The following is a 16,185-nucleotide window of genomic DNA, read 5'->3' on the forward strand; positions in this document are numbered from 1 at the left end:
GAGATAAAATGATGAGCAAAAAATTAAAATGAGGTACTGTATGAAACTTAGGAAATTTTCATTTATCATAATGATAGGCTTGGCTGCGGTCATAGCCTTTATTGGCTTTAACGTTGACAATTCTGAGGCTGTCATCGAGTCCGGCAGCGATATCAGCATTTTTATAGCAACTGATCTACACTATTTTGACAAGAACCTTACAGACTTTAGCGAGGGCTTTGAGTCTTTTGCAGTGACAAGGGACGGGAAGCAACTTCTATACTCAGAGGAGATAATGGATTCCTTTTATGAGGATATAAAGGTTCAAAAACCGGATATACTGATCTTAAGCGGAGACCTTAGCTATAATGGCGAGGCTGAGAATCACAGGGAGCTTTCCAAGAGGTTTTTAGAGATCGAGAAGCTTGGTACGAAGGTTTATGTCATCCCGGGCAACCATGATGTATTGAGCATCTGGGCAAACGGCTACAAGGAGGGTGCTCCGTATTCAGCTGAGAATATAACTCACGAGGAATTTAAGGAGATTTACTCCGGGTTTGGATACGATGAAGGGATATCCTTTGACGAGAAAACGTTGAGCTATCTGGCGGCACCCTCTGAGGATCTGTGGCTCCTTATGCTCGACTCAAACAAGTATTTCGGGGACTTCAGCATGCCTACCGGAGACGGCTATATAACAGAGGAAACGGCCCAATGGATAAGAAATTGTTCTGAAATGGCAAATGCAAAGGGTGCCAGGCTGATCTCTGTTATGCACCATCCTTTGATGAGGCACAGCACGCGGGATGTAAATGGTACGTATTTAAGCAATACTATGGATGCAGTAGAGCTGTTCAGGGAGCTTGGTATAGAAATCAACTTCAGCGGGCATATCCATATCCAGGATATAAAGAGGGACGACCCCAAAGATCCTAAGGTCTATGACATAGTTAACAGTGCCCTTATAGTGTATCCTCATCAGTATGGAGTTCTTGAATATAGTGCTGACGGAGGATTCGAATACAGCAAGCAGAGGGTAGATGTGGAAACTTGGGCAAGAGAGCAAAAAAAGGATGATCCCAATCTGCTTGATTTCAAGAGCTACTCAAAGGAGACCTTTGGTAGAAGACCATATAATATAGCCAGGGAGGAGCTTGAGCTTCTTGGAATGTATACTGAGGATGAGATCGAAGAAATGGCTCAGATGGTCAAGGACCTTAATCTCAGACAGTTTGAAGGGACAGTATATCCTATAAAAGAGGAGCTTATTGAAGCACCGATATATAAGCTTTTCATTAAGACCAAATCAGAATACCTATACGATTTTGTTTACAGCATAGTCCACAGCGTAGATATGGATTCCACAAATCTCAAGCTGGGAACAGAATAATAAAGTTGGTTTTCATTGTGGTCTCATAAGGGTAAGAAGTAAAGAGACTAATATCAGGAGGAATACAGATGATGCATAAATACAGAGGGAAGCTTTCGCTCTTATTGATTTTATTGATAGCACTTGCTACATTTGTGGGATGCAGTACAGCCGTAGAGGAACCGGAAAAGATAGAGGTGGAAATGCCCCAGCTGGAGGAAGTTGGCGAGTCTGAGGAGCCTGTGGAGACTCCTGAGGAGACCTCAGAGATTGACGAGGCCGGATACTATACCTCAGCTGATGACGTAGCACTTTTCCTACACACCTATGGCAGACTTCCAGACAATTACATTACTAAATCCGAAGCTTCAAAGCTGGGCTGGGATCCTCAGAAGGGGAATCTCTGGGACGTAACGGATAAAATGAGCATAGGCGGAGACAGATTCGGGAACAGGGAAAAACTGCTGCCTGAGGAGGATGGAAGAATCTACTATGAATGCGACATAAACTACGAGGGAGGCTACAGGGGCAGCGAAAGGATTGTTTATTCAAATGACGGACTGATTTTTTACACAGAGGATCACTACGAATCCTTTGATCAACTGTATTGAGGAGGATGGGTATGAGGACAATTTTGTTGGATTTCAAAAAATTTCACGAAAAAGAGACGTTCAACCCATATATGAAAAGGAAGGTTCAGATTCCTGAATACCATGGAAATAATCTCGATGCAATGTGGGATGCAATGAGTCATCTTAAGGAAGACCTCAGGCTGTGCATCTACAATTGGGAGGACCACGACGAGGCTGATCAGGAAACCTACAGCAAGGCAGTAGTTGCAACGCTTAGGGAGCTGTCGGAGCACAACAGACATATAAATCTTGAGTTCATAACTATACAAAAACTTGCATAAAGGATTGGTCTAATGAAGTTTGTTTATATTTCACTTGGTTTTTTATCGATTTCAATAGGAGCAGTAGGTGCCTTTGTACCTGTGCTTCCAACTACTCCACTGCTTCTTCTGGGGTCTTTTTTCCTTGCAAAGGGCTCAGACAGGTTCAGCATGTGGTTCAGATCGACAAAGCTATATAAGAATAATCTTGAGGATTTTGAGAAAAAACGCTCCATGACTCTTAAGACAAAGCTTATGATCTCAACGCTGTCATCCTCAATGATATGGCTCAGCATTTTCACAGTAGACAAGCTGTGGCTCAAGGTTATGCTGGCAGCCATAGATCTTTTTAAGCACTACTATTTCATATTCAGGATCAAAACGGAGAAGGGGGATGATGGACATGAGTAAAACAGGCTTTAAGGTAAGTTTACCTTTGATCCAGGCAATGGAGCTCATTAAAGAGGGCCAAAACTCTGAGCTGGTACACGAGGAGATACTCGATATAGGCGATGGAAAGCTGACGGGAACCCTGATCTTTGAGAAATATTTTTTCAGATCCAGCAACAGGGCTGCATTGATAGTCATCTTAGACAATCTTGAAGGGGTGACGGACTTGAGAGTGGTATCTACTGGAAGCTCCCAGGGGCTGGTTTTCAATTTTGACTGGGGTGCGTCCAGTGACTTCGTTGATAGTGTAAGGTGGTCTCTCAAGGACTACATCATAGGAGAAAGTAGATAATGATGGACCAGTTGAATACCATGAAAAAAAGAATATGTGATAGCAGTAATATCGTCTTTCTTGGTGGGGCAGGAGTTTCCACAGAAAGTGGGATACCTGACTTTCGCTCAGCCAAAGGCTTGTACAGCTCTCAGTCAAACAAAGGCTTCACTCCCGAGCAGATGCTTAGCCACAGCTTTTTCAGGAGCTATACCGCAGAGTTCTTCAGCTTTTATAAGAGCAATCTGATTTATAGGGATGCACTTCCCAATAAGGCACACATAGCCCTTGCAAAGCTTGAGGAAATGGGAAAGCTCAAGGCTGTCATAACACAGAATATCGATGGGCTCCATCAGCTGGCAGGATCAAGAAACGTGCTTGAGCTTCACGGATCGATCCATAGAAATTACTGTGTAAGCTGCGGTGAAACCTACAGTCTGGAGCATATTCTCGGGTCTGAGGGTGTTCCCAGGTGCTCGAAATGCGGCGGAGTTGTAAGGCCGGATGTGGTGCTCTATGAGGAAGGCCTAGATATGGAGGTATTCGACAAAGCCATTGATTATATCAGCAAGGCTGAGATACTGATAATAGGTGGTACATCTCTAAATGTGTACCCGGCCGCAGGCTTGGTGGACTACTACAGGGGAGATTGCCTGGTTTTGATAAATAAGACCGAGACCAGCTATGACAGAAAAGCAGATTTTGTTCTTAGAGAGCCTATTGGCACAGTAATGGAGGAGTTGATTCAAGGATGGAAGACAATGGGTTGAGAGATCTGATGGACAGGCTTTTTATAAAGGGGAGCCTGTCCAAAGCAATTATAAGCAACAGAAAAAGGAAGTCGGAGGATGGTCCCCTGAAAGTAACCATCAAGCCCTTTGATCAGAAGGGTATGACAAAGTATCAATTTGAGAGACACTTCCAAAACAAGGTGACCCATGAAAACCTGGATCCTGGTGATGCATCAGAGCTTATTATGCAGCTTTTGCTGCTGGATTTCAAGCAGGGAGATTTTAAGACTGCTGAAGGGGAGTATCAGGTTCTGGTTAGCAAAAAGGGTGCTGCCAGGATAAGGGAGGTTTCCTCTAAAAAACATTTGGTAGAGCTAACCCACGACAGAAAAAAGAACTATATCCTGCAGGATGGCGAGCCGGTTGACTATCTTGTACATCTTGGGGTAATGTCACCCGAGGGTGCCGTGTACAAGAAAAAATATGATAAATTCAGACAGATCAACAGATTTCTAGAGCTTGTCGAGGATACCGTGGATACACTGAAGGGTAACAGGACGATCAAAATAGTGGATTTCGGTTGCGGGAAAAGCTATCTGACCTTTGCACTTTATCACTACCTGTCATCAGTCAGGGGATTGGATATAAATATCGTAGGAATGGACCTTAAGAAGGATGTAATAGACTTTTGCAACGATACCGCCGAAAAGCTGGACTATGGAAATCTTGAGTTTATATGTGGAGATATTGCGGACTATGTGCCTGGATCAGAGATCGATATGGTTGTCACATTACATGCCTGCGACATCGCTACAGACATAGCTTTGGCAAAGGCAGCACAATGGGGTGCAAGGGTCATTATGAGTGTACCTTGTTGTCAGCATGAGCTTTTTTCGAAGATAAAAAATGAAGAGCTAAACGGAATGCTCAAGCATGGGATAATAAAAGAAAGATTAAGTTCTCTGGTGACAGACAGTATCAGGGGGAGTATACTTGAAATATTAGGCTACCAGGTTCAGATATTGGAGTTTGTAGATATGGAGCATACTCCAAAAAACATCATGATCAGAGCCGTAAAGACGCATGAAGCTTACAGGCCAGAGGCTGTCCTTGAATACAGGAAGTTGAAGAGTTCTTGGGGTCTTGAGGAATTGTTTATTGAGAATTACATGGGAGATTATTTCAAAGTACAGGGGGAGGAAAGGTTTTGATGGAGAGAGAAACGATCATAGTCCTCGATTTTGGAGGTCAGTATAATCAGCTGATTGCCAGAAGAGTAAGGGAAATGAATGTGTACTGTGAGGTCCATCCTTATACCATAGGCCTAGAGAAGTTAAAGGCCATGGAGCCGAAGGGAATAATATTTACTGGGGGTCCCAATAGTGTTTATGAAAAGGGAGCGCCTTCAGTAAGCAGAGAGCTTCTGGAGTCTGGGATACCTATCCTTGGGATTTGCTACGGTGCCCAGCTCATGTCCTATGTACTGGGAGGCAATGTTGAGGCTGCTTCTGCAAGAGAATACGGAAAGGTCAGGCTGGAGGTCATAGATCCTGAGTCCAAGCTTATGACTGGAGTCAAAAAGGAATCGACCTGCTGGATGAGCCATACTGACTACGTTCAGAAAATGCCTGAGCATTTCAAGGCTACGGCAGTTACCGGGACATGCCCCACGGCAGCCTTCGAGAACGAACCAATGAAGCTTTATGGAGTACAGTTCCACCCTGAGGTTCTTCATTCTGAGGAAGGCAACAAGATAATTTCAAACTTCGTATTTAATGTTGTCGGATGCAAGGGCGACTGGAGAATGGATGAGTTTGTAGGAGAGTCAATAAAGAAGCTCCAGGAGAAAATAGGAGATAAAAAGGTGCTTTGCGCACTTTCCGGAGGGGTCGACTCCTCGGTTGCAGCTGTACTTATTGGCAAGGCCATCGGAAAGCAGCTGACCTGCATATTCGTCGATCATGGTTTGATGCGTAAGGATGAAGGGGATCAGGTTGAGGAGATATTCTCCAAGGATTACGACCTGAACTTTATAAGAGTCAATGCACAGCAGAGATTCTACGACAAGCTCGCAGGAGCTACAGACCCTGAAACCAAAAGAAAAATAATTGGAGAAGAATTCATCCGTGTATTCGAGGAGGAAGCAAAGAAGATCGGTTCAGTTGACTTCCTAGTACAGGGCACTATTTATCCTGATGTCATCGAAAGCGGTCTGGGAGATTCAGCAGTTATAAAGAGCCATCACAACGTTGGAGGGCTTCCCGATTACGTTGACTTTAAGGAGATCATAGAGCCATTAAGGGATCTTTTCAAGGATGAGGTACGTAAGGTTGGATTAGAGCTTGGACTACCTAAGGAGCTGGTCTTCAGGCAGCCATTCCCGGGACCGGGACTAGCTGTAAGAATAATTGGAGAGGTAACAGAGGAGAAGGTTAAAATACTCCAGGCAGCTGATGCAATATTCAGGGAAGAAATTGCGGCGGCAGCTCTCGATACAGACATCAATCAGTATTTTGCTGTTCTGACAAATACAAAAAGCGTCGGCGTAATGGGAGATGGAAGGACCTACGACTTTACCTTGGCGTTGAGAGCTGTAACTACCATCGATTTCATGACAGCAGAATTTGCACAGATACCCTGGTCGATTCTGGGACACATCTCAAGCAGGATCGTAAACGAAGTAAGACACATAAACAGAGTAGTATACGATATAACAAATAAACCCCCAGCAACTATTGAGTGGGAATAAAAAAAGGACTTGAGAGTCCTTTTTTTATTCCCACTCAATGAGCAGTGTATATAACAGTCTGATTTCTACCGCGCTCCTTCGCTTGATACATTGCGCTGTCCGCGCAATTTAAAAGCTCATCCAATTTTTCAAAACGTTCCCTATTTAGCTCAGCTATACCAATGCTTATGGTTACTCGGATATCATTATCCTGGCACCTGATCCTCAGGTCTTCAATATTGGTCCGTAATGATTCTGCTCTGGCGTATGCTTCTTCAGCAGACGTATTGACCATGGCAACAACAAATTCCTCGCCACCAAAACGGCCAACAATGTCAGTTGAACGATAGGTTGCCCTAATGAGCTTTGCAAGCGTACTAAGAACAAGATCCCCGCAGGCATGCCCATATGTATCGTTTATTACCTTGAAATGGTCGATATCCATCATCAGCATAGTTAATTTCTCATCGTATCTTAACGCATGGTTAAGTATTTTGCTAGTCTCCTCCATAAAATACCTGCGGTTATTCAGCCCGGTCAGCTCGTCGGTTTGAGCTAATTCTCTCAGCTGCAGCTCCAGCTTTTCACTTGTGGTCACGTCCTCAATGGTAAGAAGTATACCGGCCAGTTCGTCCTTTCTACCTATATCCTTTGTTGAAAATTCAATATAATATTGCTCATCATCTGATATTATTGTGTGTACGCAGGGCTTCCTAGAGTAGATGCTGTGAAGAATTTCTTCATGGTCTTTCAAAATGAGACCTAGATCCTCATTTTTAAGCTTCACTCCAAAAAGAGAAAAGTATAATATGCTGGAAGCATTGAAATCCCTTATTACATAATGTCTGTCCATAAGTATCAAGCCCTCATGGCTTTCCTCAAATACTCTTTCTCTGGCGAGCTGCATCAGTCCTAAGAAATTGTAACGGGAAAGTGCATAGTTGATGAGCAGAATGCAAGGCGGCAGTACTATTGCGGTATAGTCGATCCCCAGTTTCGCCGGATCAAAGGTAATGAGTATAAGAGCTGCGTAGGGAATGATCGAGGCTATGAAAAGAAGCTCAAATTGCTTTCTTTCCTGGTTGGTGGTTTTAATTAGCTTTTGATAATAGAAAGCTGTGCAGAGGATAAGGACGACCAGGGAGTACAGCATTTGAACATAATACCAGGGTCCCTTGCCCAAAACCAGGAAAGTAATATCACCCAATACATTTACTCCGACTGTGGAGTAGAATAAGTGGTGAAGGTCATTTGTCAGTCTCATAAAGAATGTTATAACCGGGATAATAAAGACAATTATACTAGTCTTACTCCAAAAATGTTTGATTCGACCGGTGTAAAGAAGGCTCACCATAAGCCAGAATCCCGGGAAGAATGGAATTCCAAAGTACTGTATTTGATTCCAAAACATCATGGATTCAATGGTATCCGTATTTACCTCCAGAAGATAGCCTAGAAGGTAAATGTCAAGGGTCAGAGCAAGAAAACCGAATGCCTTTGCAAAGGCGGATTTTCCCCTTGAATAAGAATAGACAAACATTATCGATAGAAAAATTACACTCGAGAACAGATAAATACTTAAGATATTTCTTACCATTCCTAGCTCCTCAAATTATGGAATCTATTTGTATTCATATCAATATAAAATGTTTTCAGCTTTTAGCCATTGAAATCAGAGGTTTTCTTTAGACTTAATCTTTTCTTTAATATATTAACACGGCATATCTCTGATACTCAACACAAAAATTAAAATGTATCTAAATTTAACATTTATCCTCTGTATTGTTTTAAGTAGTTGTGTTACAATATGTCCATTAATCGAGGAGGTAGACTATGAAACAGGATAAAATACTTGTGATCGATCTTGGTAGTACCAGAAACACCTACATAGCCAGGGAAATACGTGAGCTTGGTGTTTATACGGAAATCCATCCCCATGATATTTCTACAGATGAACTGTCAAAAATCACGAATGTAAAAGGAATAATTCTCAACGGTGGCGAGAATAGAGTAGTAGACGGAGTTGAAATAAAACCGTCAGAAGCTCTTATGGAAGCTGGCATGCCTGTACTTTCAGTCGACTTTGATGGGAATTTACCTTGGCCGAAGGAAGATGGCCTTAGGATCCAAAGGATGAAGGAATTCGTCTTTGATAAATGTAAGGCAGAGCCAAACTGGAATATGGAGAACTTTATAACTGAGCAGGTAACACTAATCCGTGAGCAGGTTGGAGATGGTAAGGTGCTGTTGGCACTTTCAGGAGGAGTTGATTCCTCTGTAGTTGCAGCTCTCCTTATTAAGGCCATAGGAAAGCAACTTACCTGTGTTCATGTAAACCATGGACTGCTCAGAAAGGGCGAGCCTGAGGAGGTAATAAGAGTATTCAGAGAAGAAATGGGAGCGAATCTTGTCTATGTTGACGCTGTGGATCGATTCCTGGATAAGCTTGAGGGGGTCGCAGATCCTGAGGATAAGCGCTTGATCATAGGCTCTGAATTTATAAGGGTGTTTGAGGATGAAGCCAGAAAGCTGGAGGATGTTAAGTTCCTTGCCCAGGGCACTATATATCCCGATATCATAGAATCCGGCACAAAAACAGTGAAGGCAGTGAAGAGCCATCATAATGTAGGCGGACTGCCGGAGGATCTTGAGTTTGAGCTGGTTGAGCCGCTTAAGATGCTTTTTAAGGATGAGGTAAGAGAATGCGGCCTTGCTCTTGGACTTCCAAGATCAATGGTGTTCAGACAGCCCTTCCCGGGGCCTGGTCTTGGAGTAAGGTGTATCGGAGCTATAACTAGAGAGAGACTTGAAGCAGTTAGGGAGTCAGATGCAATACTCAGGGAAGAGTTTGCAATGGCTGGTCTGGAGGGAAAGGTTTGGCAATACTTTACGCTTGTTCCAGAGGTAAAGTCGGTTGGAGTTAGAGATCACAAGCGCAGCTTTGAATGGCCGGTGGTTATCCGTGCCGTAAATACAGTTGACGCCATGACTGCAACGGTTGAACGAGTACCCTATGACGTACTTGAGATAATAACCCACAGGATCACCCATGAGGTTAAGGGAGTAAATAGAGTTCTTTATGATCTCACTCCAAAACCGGTTGGGACTATCGAATGGGAGTAAAAATTGGACTAAAGGTCATATTTTTACGTCTACCACAGCGATTGGATCATCATAGGATCCAGAGCTGATGGTAGGCCTTCAGCGAGGATCAGGAGATGAAAGCAAGCTTATAAGCGAAGCTTGATTCCATGATCTACCGCGAATGGGAGTAGGACCCGGCAAAATAAGTCGCAAAGCGGCGAAATTGAGCCGTTGGTACTACCCCTGTCAGGGTTGGAGAGACTTATGCTGACTAAAAGGAAGAAGAAGTCCGCAACCTACGGCGAGAGTAGGACTTGACAAAACAAAAAATCGGCAAGAGCTTTACTTGCCGATTTTTTTGTTACTGTTTTTCTACCCTTACCATTATCTCATTCCTTCGAAACATGGGAGGTGTAAAGGGCGGATTGAAAAAAGCTAGCATATAATTGGAAATCCTTGAATATCCCTTACCGGTATACCATTCTTCAAGCCTTTGGATCATCTTTGACTCCTTGTCCCTGTTGGAGAACCCGCTGTACTTGACAACAGCGAAGACCCCTGAGTCAAACTTCCGTATTTTTAGATTGTCGTCATTAGGCTCAGGGATATTATCCTTAAGCTTTTTGGAGACTACAAATGCCATCTTCATCTTATCCTGTTTTATTTCCTCAATTACAGGTACTGTCATTGATATCTTTTGATTCTGCTTGTTATTGTCCGAGATGTAGCTGAACAGAGTCCCGAAGCCTCTGGAAATATAAGGGTCGGAATCATTGTCGTATTCTACTACGTTGAATTCACTGTACTCTCGTATTTCAAAGCTGTCCTCGCTTAATACCACCGAGTAGTCAGGCGTTTCATATCTTCCCATAATGAAGCTCCTTTTTAGCATGTTTTAAAGCTTTCTTAGTTACCTTTTTCTGCTATATTGTCGATTTTTGAAGCAAGAATAAAATCATTTTCATGGAGTCCGCCAATTTTGCTCGTATATAGCTTGACTCTGACCATCCCCCAAGAAATTGTAAGCGTTGGATGATGGCCTTCCTCTTCTGCAAGCATCGCAATCTTGTTTGCAAATTCCATGGCACCACTGAAGTCCTTAAATGTAAATTTTCTCTCTATATGCTTGTCGTCCTTGCTTTCCCAATCCTTGTGTAGCTTTCTAAGGTTTTCCTCGACCTCGAATGGCAGCATTGGGATCGCTCCTACCTCACAGGGGGTACACTTCCTATCCCTAAGGTCTGACATATCGATTCCTCCTTTCATGTACTTCGTATATATTTATACCCAAATATAAGCGGCCAGCCCTTATTGTTTACCTAGTCACAGCAGTTTGTGATATAATTAATACAATGATATTAAGGGGGGCATAATATGGGAGAGTCAATCGTAACCAGAATCGAAGGAGTTAGTATCAGACTTGCTGAAAAAAAGGATGTAGGTTTGGTATTGAGATTCATAAAGGAGCTTGCAGATTACGAGAAGCTTCTAAGCGAGGTTGTTGCAACTGAAGAGATCCTGATGGAAACAATATTTGAGAGAAGGGCTGCAGAGGTAGTAATAGCTGAGTTGGATGGGGAACCAGTGGGATTCGCCTTGTTTTTCCACAATTTTTCTACCTTCCTTGGCAGGCCGGGTCTATACTTGGAGGACCTCTATGTAAGACCTGAGGTAAGGGGAAAAGGTATTGGGAAGCTGTTGCTTTCTTATCTTGCGAAGCTTGCTCTTGACAGAGGCTGTGGAAGATTTGAATGGTGGTGTCTTGACTGGAATACTCCGTCGATCGACTTCTATAAGAGCATCGGTGCGATACCTATGGATGAATGGACAGTTTACAGAGTCACGGGTGACGCACTTACCAAGCTTGCCAGCGAGTTTTAGGGAGGTTCTTCATTGAGGATATATCTTGTAAGACACGGTGAAACCGTGTGGAATGTCGAAAAGCGGCTCCAGGGCTGGAAGGATTCACCGCTTACTGATAATGGACTGAGAAGCGCGAGAAGACTGGCAAAAAGGCTTCAGGGCATAAGTCTGGATAAGATATTTACAAGCGATCAAAGAAGAGCACTGACAACTGCTGAGATCATTAAAAATGATAGGAGCATTCCTATTGAGGTTTTGAGCAATCTTAGGGAGCTCAATTTCGGAATCTGGGAGGGCATGACCATCTCAGAGATAGAGGATAAATATCCTCTGGAATACAATACTTATAAAACTGAACCGGACAAGTATATCTCAGTGGGCGGCGAGAGCATAGAGCAGCTTTTTGATAGAGCAGCCAAAGCTCTGGAGCATATAGGGTCCTGCGGTGAGGAAACCGTTCTGGTAGTCACCCATGGCGTGACCATCCGTGCTCTTATGACAATAATTAGCGGTCAGGGGATGAGCGGGTTTGCAAAAACCCCTGTATTTTTAGGGACTTCACTGACAGAGCTTGAGCTTACTGAAAAAGGTTATAGGGTGATAAGAACTGCGGATGCTGATCATCTGTAGGTACGGAAGCTAAACTGTGGGGATCATGATGATAAGGCTGAGGGGAGTATGCTTATGAATATACTGCCATTTATAATGCTTGGATTGTTTTCTCTTATAATGATAGTTTTCATTTTTGGATTTTTCAGGAAGCGATGAAGAAATAAGGAAAAGGGATGATATATTTGAAGGGAAAAAAAGGAAGGGGCAGTGAATTGGCGGATTGGTTTATTTCATTAGCTGTTGCCATATTTGTAGCTCTTTTTATAGTATCGAATATCGCTACTGTTACTCAGGTAAAGGAGCAGTCGATGGAGCCAACCTTTCAGGAGAATGACAGGGTCTTCGTATATAAGCTGGGCTATATTTTGTCAAATCCTGAAAGAGGAGACGTAGTTATCCTTAACAAAAATTCTATAAAGAGCGGGATTTTTGTCAATATGGTAAATGAGCTGGAGGAAATAGCCAACAGCATCAACTACAGATTAGGCAGACCTGCTGAAAAAAATATCCTGATAAAAAGGGTCATAGGGATCCCCGGGGACAGGATTCTGATAGCTGATGGTAAGGTCTATATAAACGGTGAAGCCTTATCAGAGGATTATGTCAAAGGTGAAACTTACACTGTGGCGCTGGGCATGGAGGAGGACGTCGTTCCTGAGGGTAATGTTTTTGTAATGGGTGACAACAGAGGAAATAGCCTTGACAGCAGAAATCTTGGTTTTATACCCTTTAGCCAGCTTAAAGGAAAGGTTGTATACAGGTTCTTTCCTTTAGATAAGGCAGGGGCAGTACAATAATAGGAGGAGAGATAGTATGAAGATGCCGCAGAAAATCAAGCTTGCCAATTTACCTACCAGGATCGATCGCCTCGACAGGATCAGCGAAGAGCTTGGTGTCGATCTTTGGATCAAAAGAGATGACCAGACCGGGTCCGAAATATCAGGAAACAAGGTCAGGAAGCTTGAATTCGCTGTTAAAGAGGCCATGGATTCTGGCTGCGACTACCTTATAACCTGCGGAGGATTACAGTCAAATCATGCAAGGGCTACTGCTGCAGCTGCGGCAAGACTGGGTTTAGGCTCAAGACTGGTTTTAAGGGGTACTGAACGCCAGGTTGCTGAAGGGAACCTCTTTCTCGATAAAATGCTTGGAGCAAGCATCCGATTCATAACTCCCGAGGAATATTCATCATCAAGAGGAGATATCATGAAGGAGGAAGCTGGCAAGCTTGCAGAAGATGGTCATAAGGCATACATTCTTCCTGAGGGTGCATCAAACGGGATCGGATCCTTCGGCTATATAAATGCATTCAATGAGATACTTCAGCAGGAGAAGGACATGGGTATGGAGTTTGATGCTATAGTTGCAGCAGTCGGCTCTGGAGGAACCTACTCCGGACTTCTTTATGGAAACGAGATGAATAGTAACAATAAGGATATAATTGGATTTAACATTGCAGGAACGGCAGAGGGATTTAAGGAGATAGTAAAGGATCTTTTGGGTGAAATCGGGGACATGACAGGAGTAAAGTCTAGATTAAAGCCTGAGTATATGAAAATAATAGATGGATATCCGGGTCTTGGATATGCAATTAGCCGGAAGGAAGAAATTGACTTTATAAGGCACCTCTCCATGGTGGAGGGTATCATTCTGGACCCAGTTTACACCGGGAAGGCGATGTATGGACTTTATTCTGAGCTTAAAAAGGGTAATCTCAGGAACTACAAAAACATACTCTTCATCCATACCGGCGGACTTTTTGGCTGGACTGAGGAGGCAAGGAGCCTTATATGAAGGTTGAAAGGAATGTAAAGTACATTACAATAGCTATATACAGCTTCGTGGTAATTGCACTAAGCATTGCCTTTTATTTGATAGCTTCAAACTATGGAGCTTTCAAGGGAACAGTACATGGCTTCATGAAGAGTATGCAGCCTATTTTCATTGGAGCCTCAATGGCTTATCTTGTGAATTTTGTTATGGAGGCAGTTGAGAGATATTTACTTAAGCCCGTCCTTCCGAAAAAGACGAAGCTGAAGGTGATTAGGCCTTTAAGTCTTACCATTACCTATGCAATGATCTCTGTATCTCTTTACTTTTTCGTTTCGATAATATTTCCTCAGATCATAGCTTCGATTATAAAGGTAGTAAACGATATTACAGCCAACTTCGATAATATTACGGGATGGGTGGTAGACTTTGTCGAGGGGATAAATATAAGGCAGGAATACTTAGACCTTGTAGTAGGATACTGGAACGAATTCCTGAACAATTTGATGGGATTTCTGACAGGGCTTCTCCCTGTACTTGGAGGAATAGTTGCAGTTATCCTTTCAAGTGTATGGAATATCGTATTGGGGGTTATTGTATCGATTTACCTTTTATCAGACAAGGAGCGATTCAAAGCTCTTTCAAGAAAGATGACCTATGGTTTGTTTTCTGATACAAGAGCTAACAGAATCATAGAGCTGACCAGACGTGCCGACCGTATATTCGGAAGGTTCCTGGGAGGCAAGATACTTGATTCAGCCATAATTGCCCTTATAAACTACGGGTTCATGGTGTTTTTCAAAATGCCCTATCCTGTCCTGGTTTCCTTCATTGTAGGAGTAACAAATATCATACCGTTTTTTGGTCCATTTATCGGCATGGTCCCCTCATTCTTCATCATACTGACCGCCTCGCCTGTAAAGGCAATTTGGTTCCTGGTGCAGATCCTTTTGATCCAGCAATTTGACGGTAATTTCCTGGGGCCAAAGATACTTGGTGAATCTCTTGGGATATCAGCTTTTTGGATATTGTTTTCCCTTCTGGTTGCAGGGAAACTCCTCGGTTTTATTGGTCTTGTGCTCGGAGTTCCGCTGTTTGTATTTATTTATTCCATAGTCAAGGACAATGTGGAAAGAAGGCTTGCCGTAAAAGGGTTGCCAATAGAAACGGAGAGCTATTCTGTAGATAAGAGCTGACAGATCAGCCCTTGATAAGGTGCTTAATAAGCATTACTGGATGGTAGAAGAGTATTCTCGGTCCGGAGTATCTCATGACGGTCCGAATTTTTTCCCTTTCCACAGGAGCAAAGCAGTGGGTCTTACATGCTGAGCAAAAGGTCTTAGTATCTGTATGGGGACAGCTTTCGATCCTTTTTAGAGAATATTCCTCAAGTGTCCTGCAGGAATCACATAAATCGTTCTTGGTATGACCGTTACCTCTGCAGTAAATGGAGATCATACGTCTGACGATCTCTTTTTCCTTAAGCTTTTTCTGTTCATTCTCACGGGTGGGCAACATGATCTATCCTTTCGAGGTTTTGATAAGATTATAGCATATGTTAATAAAATAAAAAACGGATGAGGTATTCAATGGAAGTATTTATATATGGTGAAAAAGAGAAGAACCATCTGCGCTATGCAGATAAGACAATGGAAAGACTCATAAGCTCCCTGGGTCACATAGATAGAGCGGTAGAGCCTGATATTTTTAAGGCACTTGTATCGAGTATAATTAGCCAGCAAATTTCGACCAAGGCAGCTGAAACAGTAAAGGAAAGGCTGTCGCAAAAGGCTGGAGATATATCTGCTGAAAGCATATCCCGGTTGTCCTTCGAGGAGCTGCGCACATGTGGTCTTAGCGGAAGGAAGACGGAGTATATTCTTGGTGCTGCAAGGGCATCAATAGAAGGGGAGGTAGACTTTGACACCCTTTATTCAATGGATGACCAGGAGGTTATAAATACTCTTGTATCTATAAAGGGAGTGGGGGTGTGGACAGCCGAAATGATGTTGATTTTTTCCCTTCAGAGACCAAATGTATTCAGCTACCTTGACCTTGGGATAAGGAGAGGTATCATGAGAGCCTACGGACTCAATGAGATTTCAAAGACTGACTTTGAATTGCTCAGGGCTAAGCTGGCACCTTACTGTACCGTTGCATCCTTGTATTTTTGGAAGCTGGCCGGGATGGATAACTGGGAGTCTATTGTTTTATAGGAGAAATCAACTCAAAAAAGGCCATGAAACCGGCATCAGAGCAGTCTGTATGCCGGTAAATTATTTTTTGATTATGAAAAGATTTCATGTTATAATGTATGGGTGTAGTATTTCAACTTGTTTGAAAATTGCTTTAATTTAAAGGGTTGAGATGATCTTGAAACAACATTAGCAATCGCACCATACCGTTTCCACAATAGATGGTCGGGTCCCGGTTTAA

19 protein-coding genes are annotated in these 16,185 nt (G+C 43.0%); 15 read left to right on the forward strand and 4 right to left on the reverse strand.

The window, feature by feature from the left end; genetic code table 11:
- Positions 1-40 precede the first annotated feature (40 nt).
- The 8 genes from AC4PHB_RS01035 (at position 41) to guaA (AC4PHB_RS01070) (ending at position 6,441) form a co-directional block, all read left to right on the forward strand.
- Entirely contained in the window at positions 41-1,369 is a 1,329-nt protein-coding gene (locus AC4PHB_RS01035; protein ID WP_492136831.1) for a metallophosphoesterase, read from the forward strand.
- A 68-nt stretch (positions 1,370-1,437) separates the two neighbouring features.
- Positions 1,438-1,959 (forward strand): ribonuclease domain-containing protein, encoded by a 522-nt coding sequence (locus tag AC4PHB_RS01040; protein WP_492136832.1) that lies wholly within the window; start codon positions 1,438-1,440, stop codon positions 1,957-1,959.
- Positions 1,960-1,970: 11 nt separating this feature from the next.
- Positions 1,971-2,261, forward strand: coding sequence for a barstar family protein (locus AC4PHB_RS01045; RefSeq protein ID WP_492136833.1), 291 nt, complete (start codon positions 1,971-1,973; stop codon positions 2,259-2,261).
- Between the two features lie 12 nt (positions 2,262-2,273).
- The gene (locus AC4PHB_RS01050) at positions 2,274-2,651 is read left to right on the forward strand and encodes a YbaN family protein (protein WP_492136834.1); all 378 of its coding nucleotides are present in this window, start codon (positions 2,274-2,276) and stop codon (positions 2,649-2,651) included.
- Complete coding sequence (locus tag AC4PHB_RS01055) at positions 2,644-2,982, forward strand: DUF6054 family protein (protein WP_492136835.1); 339 nt, start codon at positions 2,644-2,646, stop codon at positions 2,980-2,982. The genes AC4PHB_RS01050 and AC4PHB_RS01055 overlap by 8 nt, the downstream gene beginning before the upstream one ends.
- A complete protein-coding gene (locus AC4PHB_RS01060) occupies positions 2,982-3,731 on the forward strand; it encodes an NAD-dependent protein deacylase (protein ID WP_492136836.1) in 750 nt (249 codons plus the stop codon). Before AC4PHB_RS01055 ends, AC4PHB_RS01060 begins: the two co-directional genes overlap by 1 nt.
- Positions 3,713-4,903, forward strand: coding sequence for a class I SAM-dependent methyltransferase (locus tag AC4PHB_RS01065; protein ID WP_492136837.1), 1,191 nt, complete (start codon positions 3,713-3,715; stop codon positions 4,901-4,903). The genes AC4PHB_RS01060 and AC4PHB_RS01065 overlap by 19 nt, the downstream gene beginning before the upstream one ends.
- Entirely contained in the window at positions 4,903-6,441 is a 1,539-nt protein-coding gene (gene guaA, locus AC4PHB_RS01070) for a glutamine-hydrolyzing GMP synthase (protein WP_492137731.1), read from the forward strand. The genes AC4PHB_RS01065 and guaA (AC4PHB_RS01070) overlap by 1 nt, the downstream gene beginning before the upstream one ends.
- Positions 6,442-6,475: 34 nt before the next feature.
- On the opposite strand, the gene AC4PHB_RS01075 is transcribed toward guaA (AC4PHB_RS01070), so the two are convergent.
- Complete coding sequence (locus tag AC4PHB_RS01075) at positions 6,476-8,017, reverse strand: histidine kinase N-terminal 7TM domain-containing diguanylate cyclase (protein WP_492136838.1); 1,542 nt, start codon at positions 8,015-8,017, stop codon at positions 6,476-6,478.
- 236 nt (positions 8,018-8,253) lie between these two features.
- Here AC4PHB_RS01075 and guaA (AC4PHB_RS01080) point away from each other — a divergent pair, with 236 nt between their 5' ends.
- Positions 8,254-9,543: a glutamine-hydrolyzing GMP synthase gene (gene guaA / locus AC4PHB_RS01080; protein WP_492136839.1), complete on the forward strand. Its 1,290-nt coding sequence runs from the start codon at positions 8,254-8,256 to the stop codon at positions 9,541-9,543.
- 322 nt (positions 9,544-9,865) lie between these two features.
- On the opposite strand, the gene AC4PHB_RS01085 is transcribed toward guaA (AC4PHB_RS01080), so the two are convergent.
- Both AC4PHB_RS01085 and AC4PHB_RS01090 read right to left on the reverse strand, forming a co-directional pair.
- The gene (locus AC4PHB_RS01085) at positions 9,866-10,375 is read right to left on the reverse strand and encodes an SOUL family heme-binding protein (RefSeq protein WP_492136840.1); all 510 of its coding nucleotides are present in this window, start codon (positions 10,373-10,375) and stop codon (positions 9,866-9,868) included.
- A gap of 35 nt (positions 10,376-10,410) precedes the next feature.
- Positions 10,411-10,752 carry a 4a-hydroxytetrahydrobiopterin dehydratase gene (locus tag AC4PHB_RS01090; protein WP_492136841.1) on the reverse strand — a complete coding sequence of 114 codons (342 nt, stop codon included), beginning with the start codon at positions 10,750-10,752 and terminating at the stop codon, positions 10,411-10,413.
- Positions 10,753-10,878: 126 nt separating this feature from the next.
- On the opposite strand from AC4PHB_RS01090, the gene AC4PHB_RS01095 reads away from it, so the two are divergent.
- The 5 genes from AC4PHB_RS01095 to AC4PHB_RS01115 all read left to right on the forward strand — a co-directional run bounded on the left by AC4PHB_RS01095 (position 10,879) and on the right by AC4PHB_RS01115 (position 14,945).
- Positions 10,879-11,385 (forward strand): GNAT family N-acetyltransferase, encoded by a 507-nt coding sequence (locus AC4PHB_RS01095; protein WP_492136842.1) that lies wholly within the window; start codon positions 10,879-10,881, stop codon positions 11,383-11,385.
- Between the two features lie 12 nt (positions 11,386-11,397).
- The gene (locus AC4PHB_RS01100; RefSeq protein ID WP_492136843.1) at positions 11,398-11,997 is read left to right on the forward strand and encodes a histidine phosphatase family protein; all 600 of its coding nucleotides are present in this window, start codon (positions 11,398-11,400) and stop codon (positions 11,995-11,997) included.
- Between the two features lie 164 nt (positions 11,998-12,161).
- A complete protein-coding gene (gene lepB, locus AC4PHB_RS01105) occupies positions 12,162-12,776 on the forward strand; it encodes a signal peptidase I (protein ID WP_492136844.1) in 615 nt (204 codons plus the stop codon).
- Between the two features lie 16 nt (positions 12,777-12,792).
- The gene (locus AC4PHB_RS01110) at positions 12,793-13,773 is read left to right on the forward strand and encodes a 1-aminocyclopropane-1-carboxylate deaminase/D-cysteine desulfhydrase (protein ID WP_492136845.1); all 981 of its coding nucleotides are present in this window, start codon (positions 12,793-12,795) and stop codon (positions 13,771-13,773) included.
- Entirely contained in the window at positions 13,770-14,945 is a 1,176-nt protein-coding gene (locus AC4PHB_RS01115; protein ID WP_492136846.1) for an AI-2E family transporter, read from the forward strand. The genes AC4PHB_RS01110 and AC4PHB_RS01115 overlap by 4 nt, the downstream gene beginning before the upstream one ends.
- A gap of 4 nt (positions 14,946-14,949) precedes the next feature.
- Here the strand turns inward: AC4PHB_RS01115 and AC4PHB_RS01120 are convergent, their stop codons facing one another.
- Entirely contained in the window at positions 14,950-15,267 is a 318-nt protein-coding gene (locus AC4PHB_RS01120) for a nitrous oxide-stimulated promoter family protein (protein WP_492136847.1), read from the reverse strand.
- 71 nt (positions 15,268-15,338) lie between these two features.
- Here AC4PHB_RS01120 and AC4PHB_RS01125 point away from each other — a divergent pair, with 71 nt between their 5' ends.
- Positions 15,339-15,965: a DNA-3-methyladenine glycosylase family protein gene (locus AC4PHB_RS01125; protein WP_492136848.1), complete on the forward strand. Its 627-nt coding sequence runs from the start codon at positions 15,339-15,341 to the stop codon at positions 15,963-15,965.
- Positions 15,966-16,185: the final 220 nt, after the last annotated feature.

This window comes from Gudongella sp. QWL-04, from assembly GCF_058683975.1.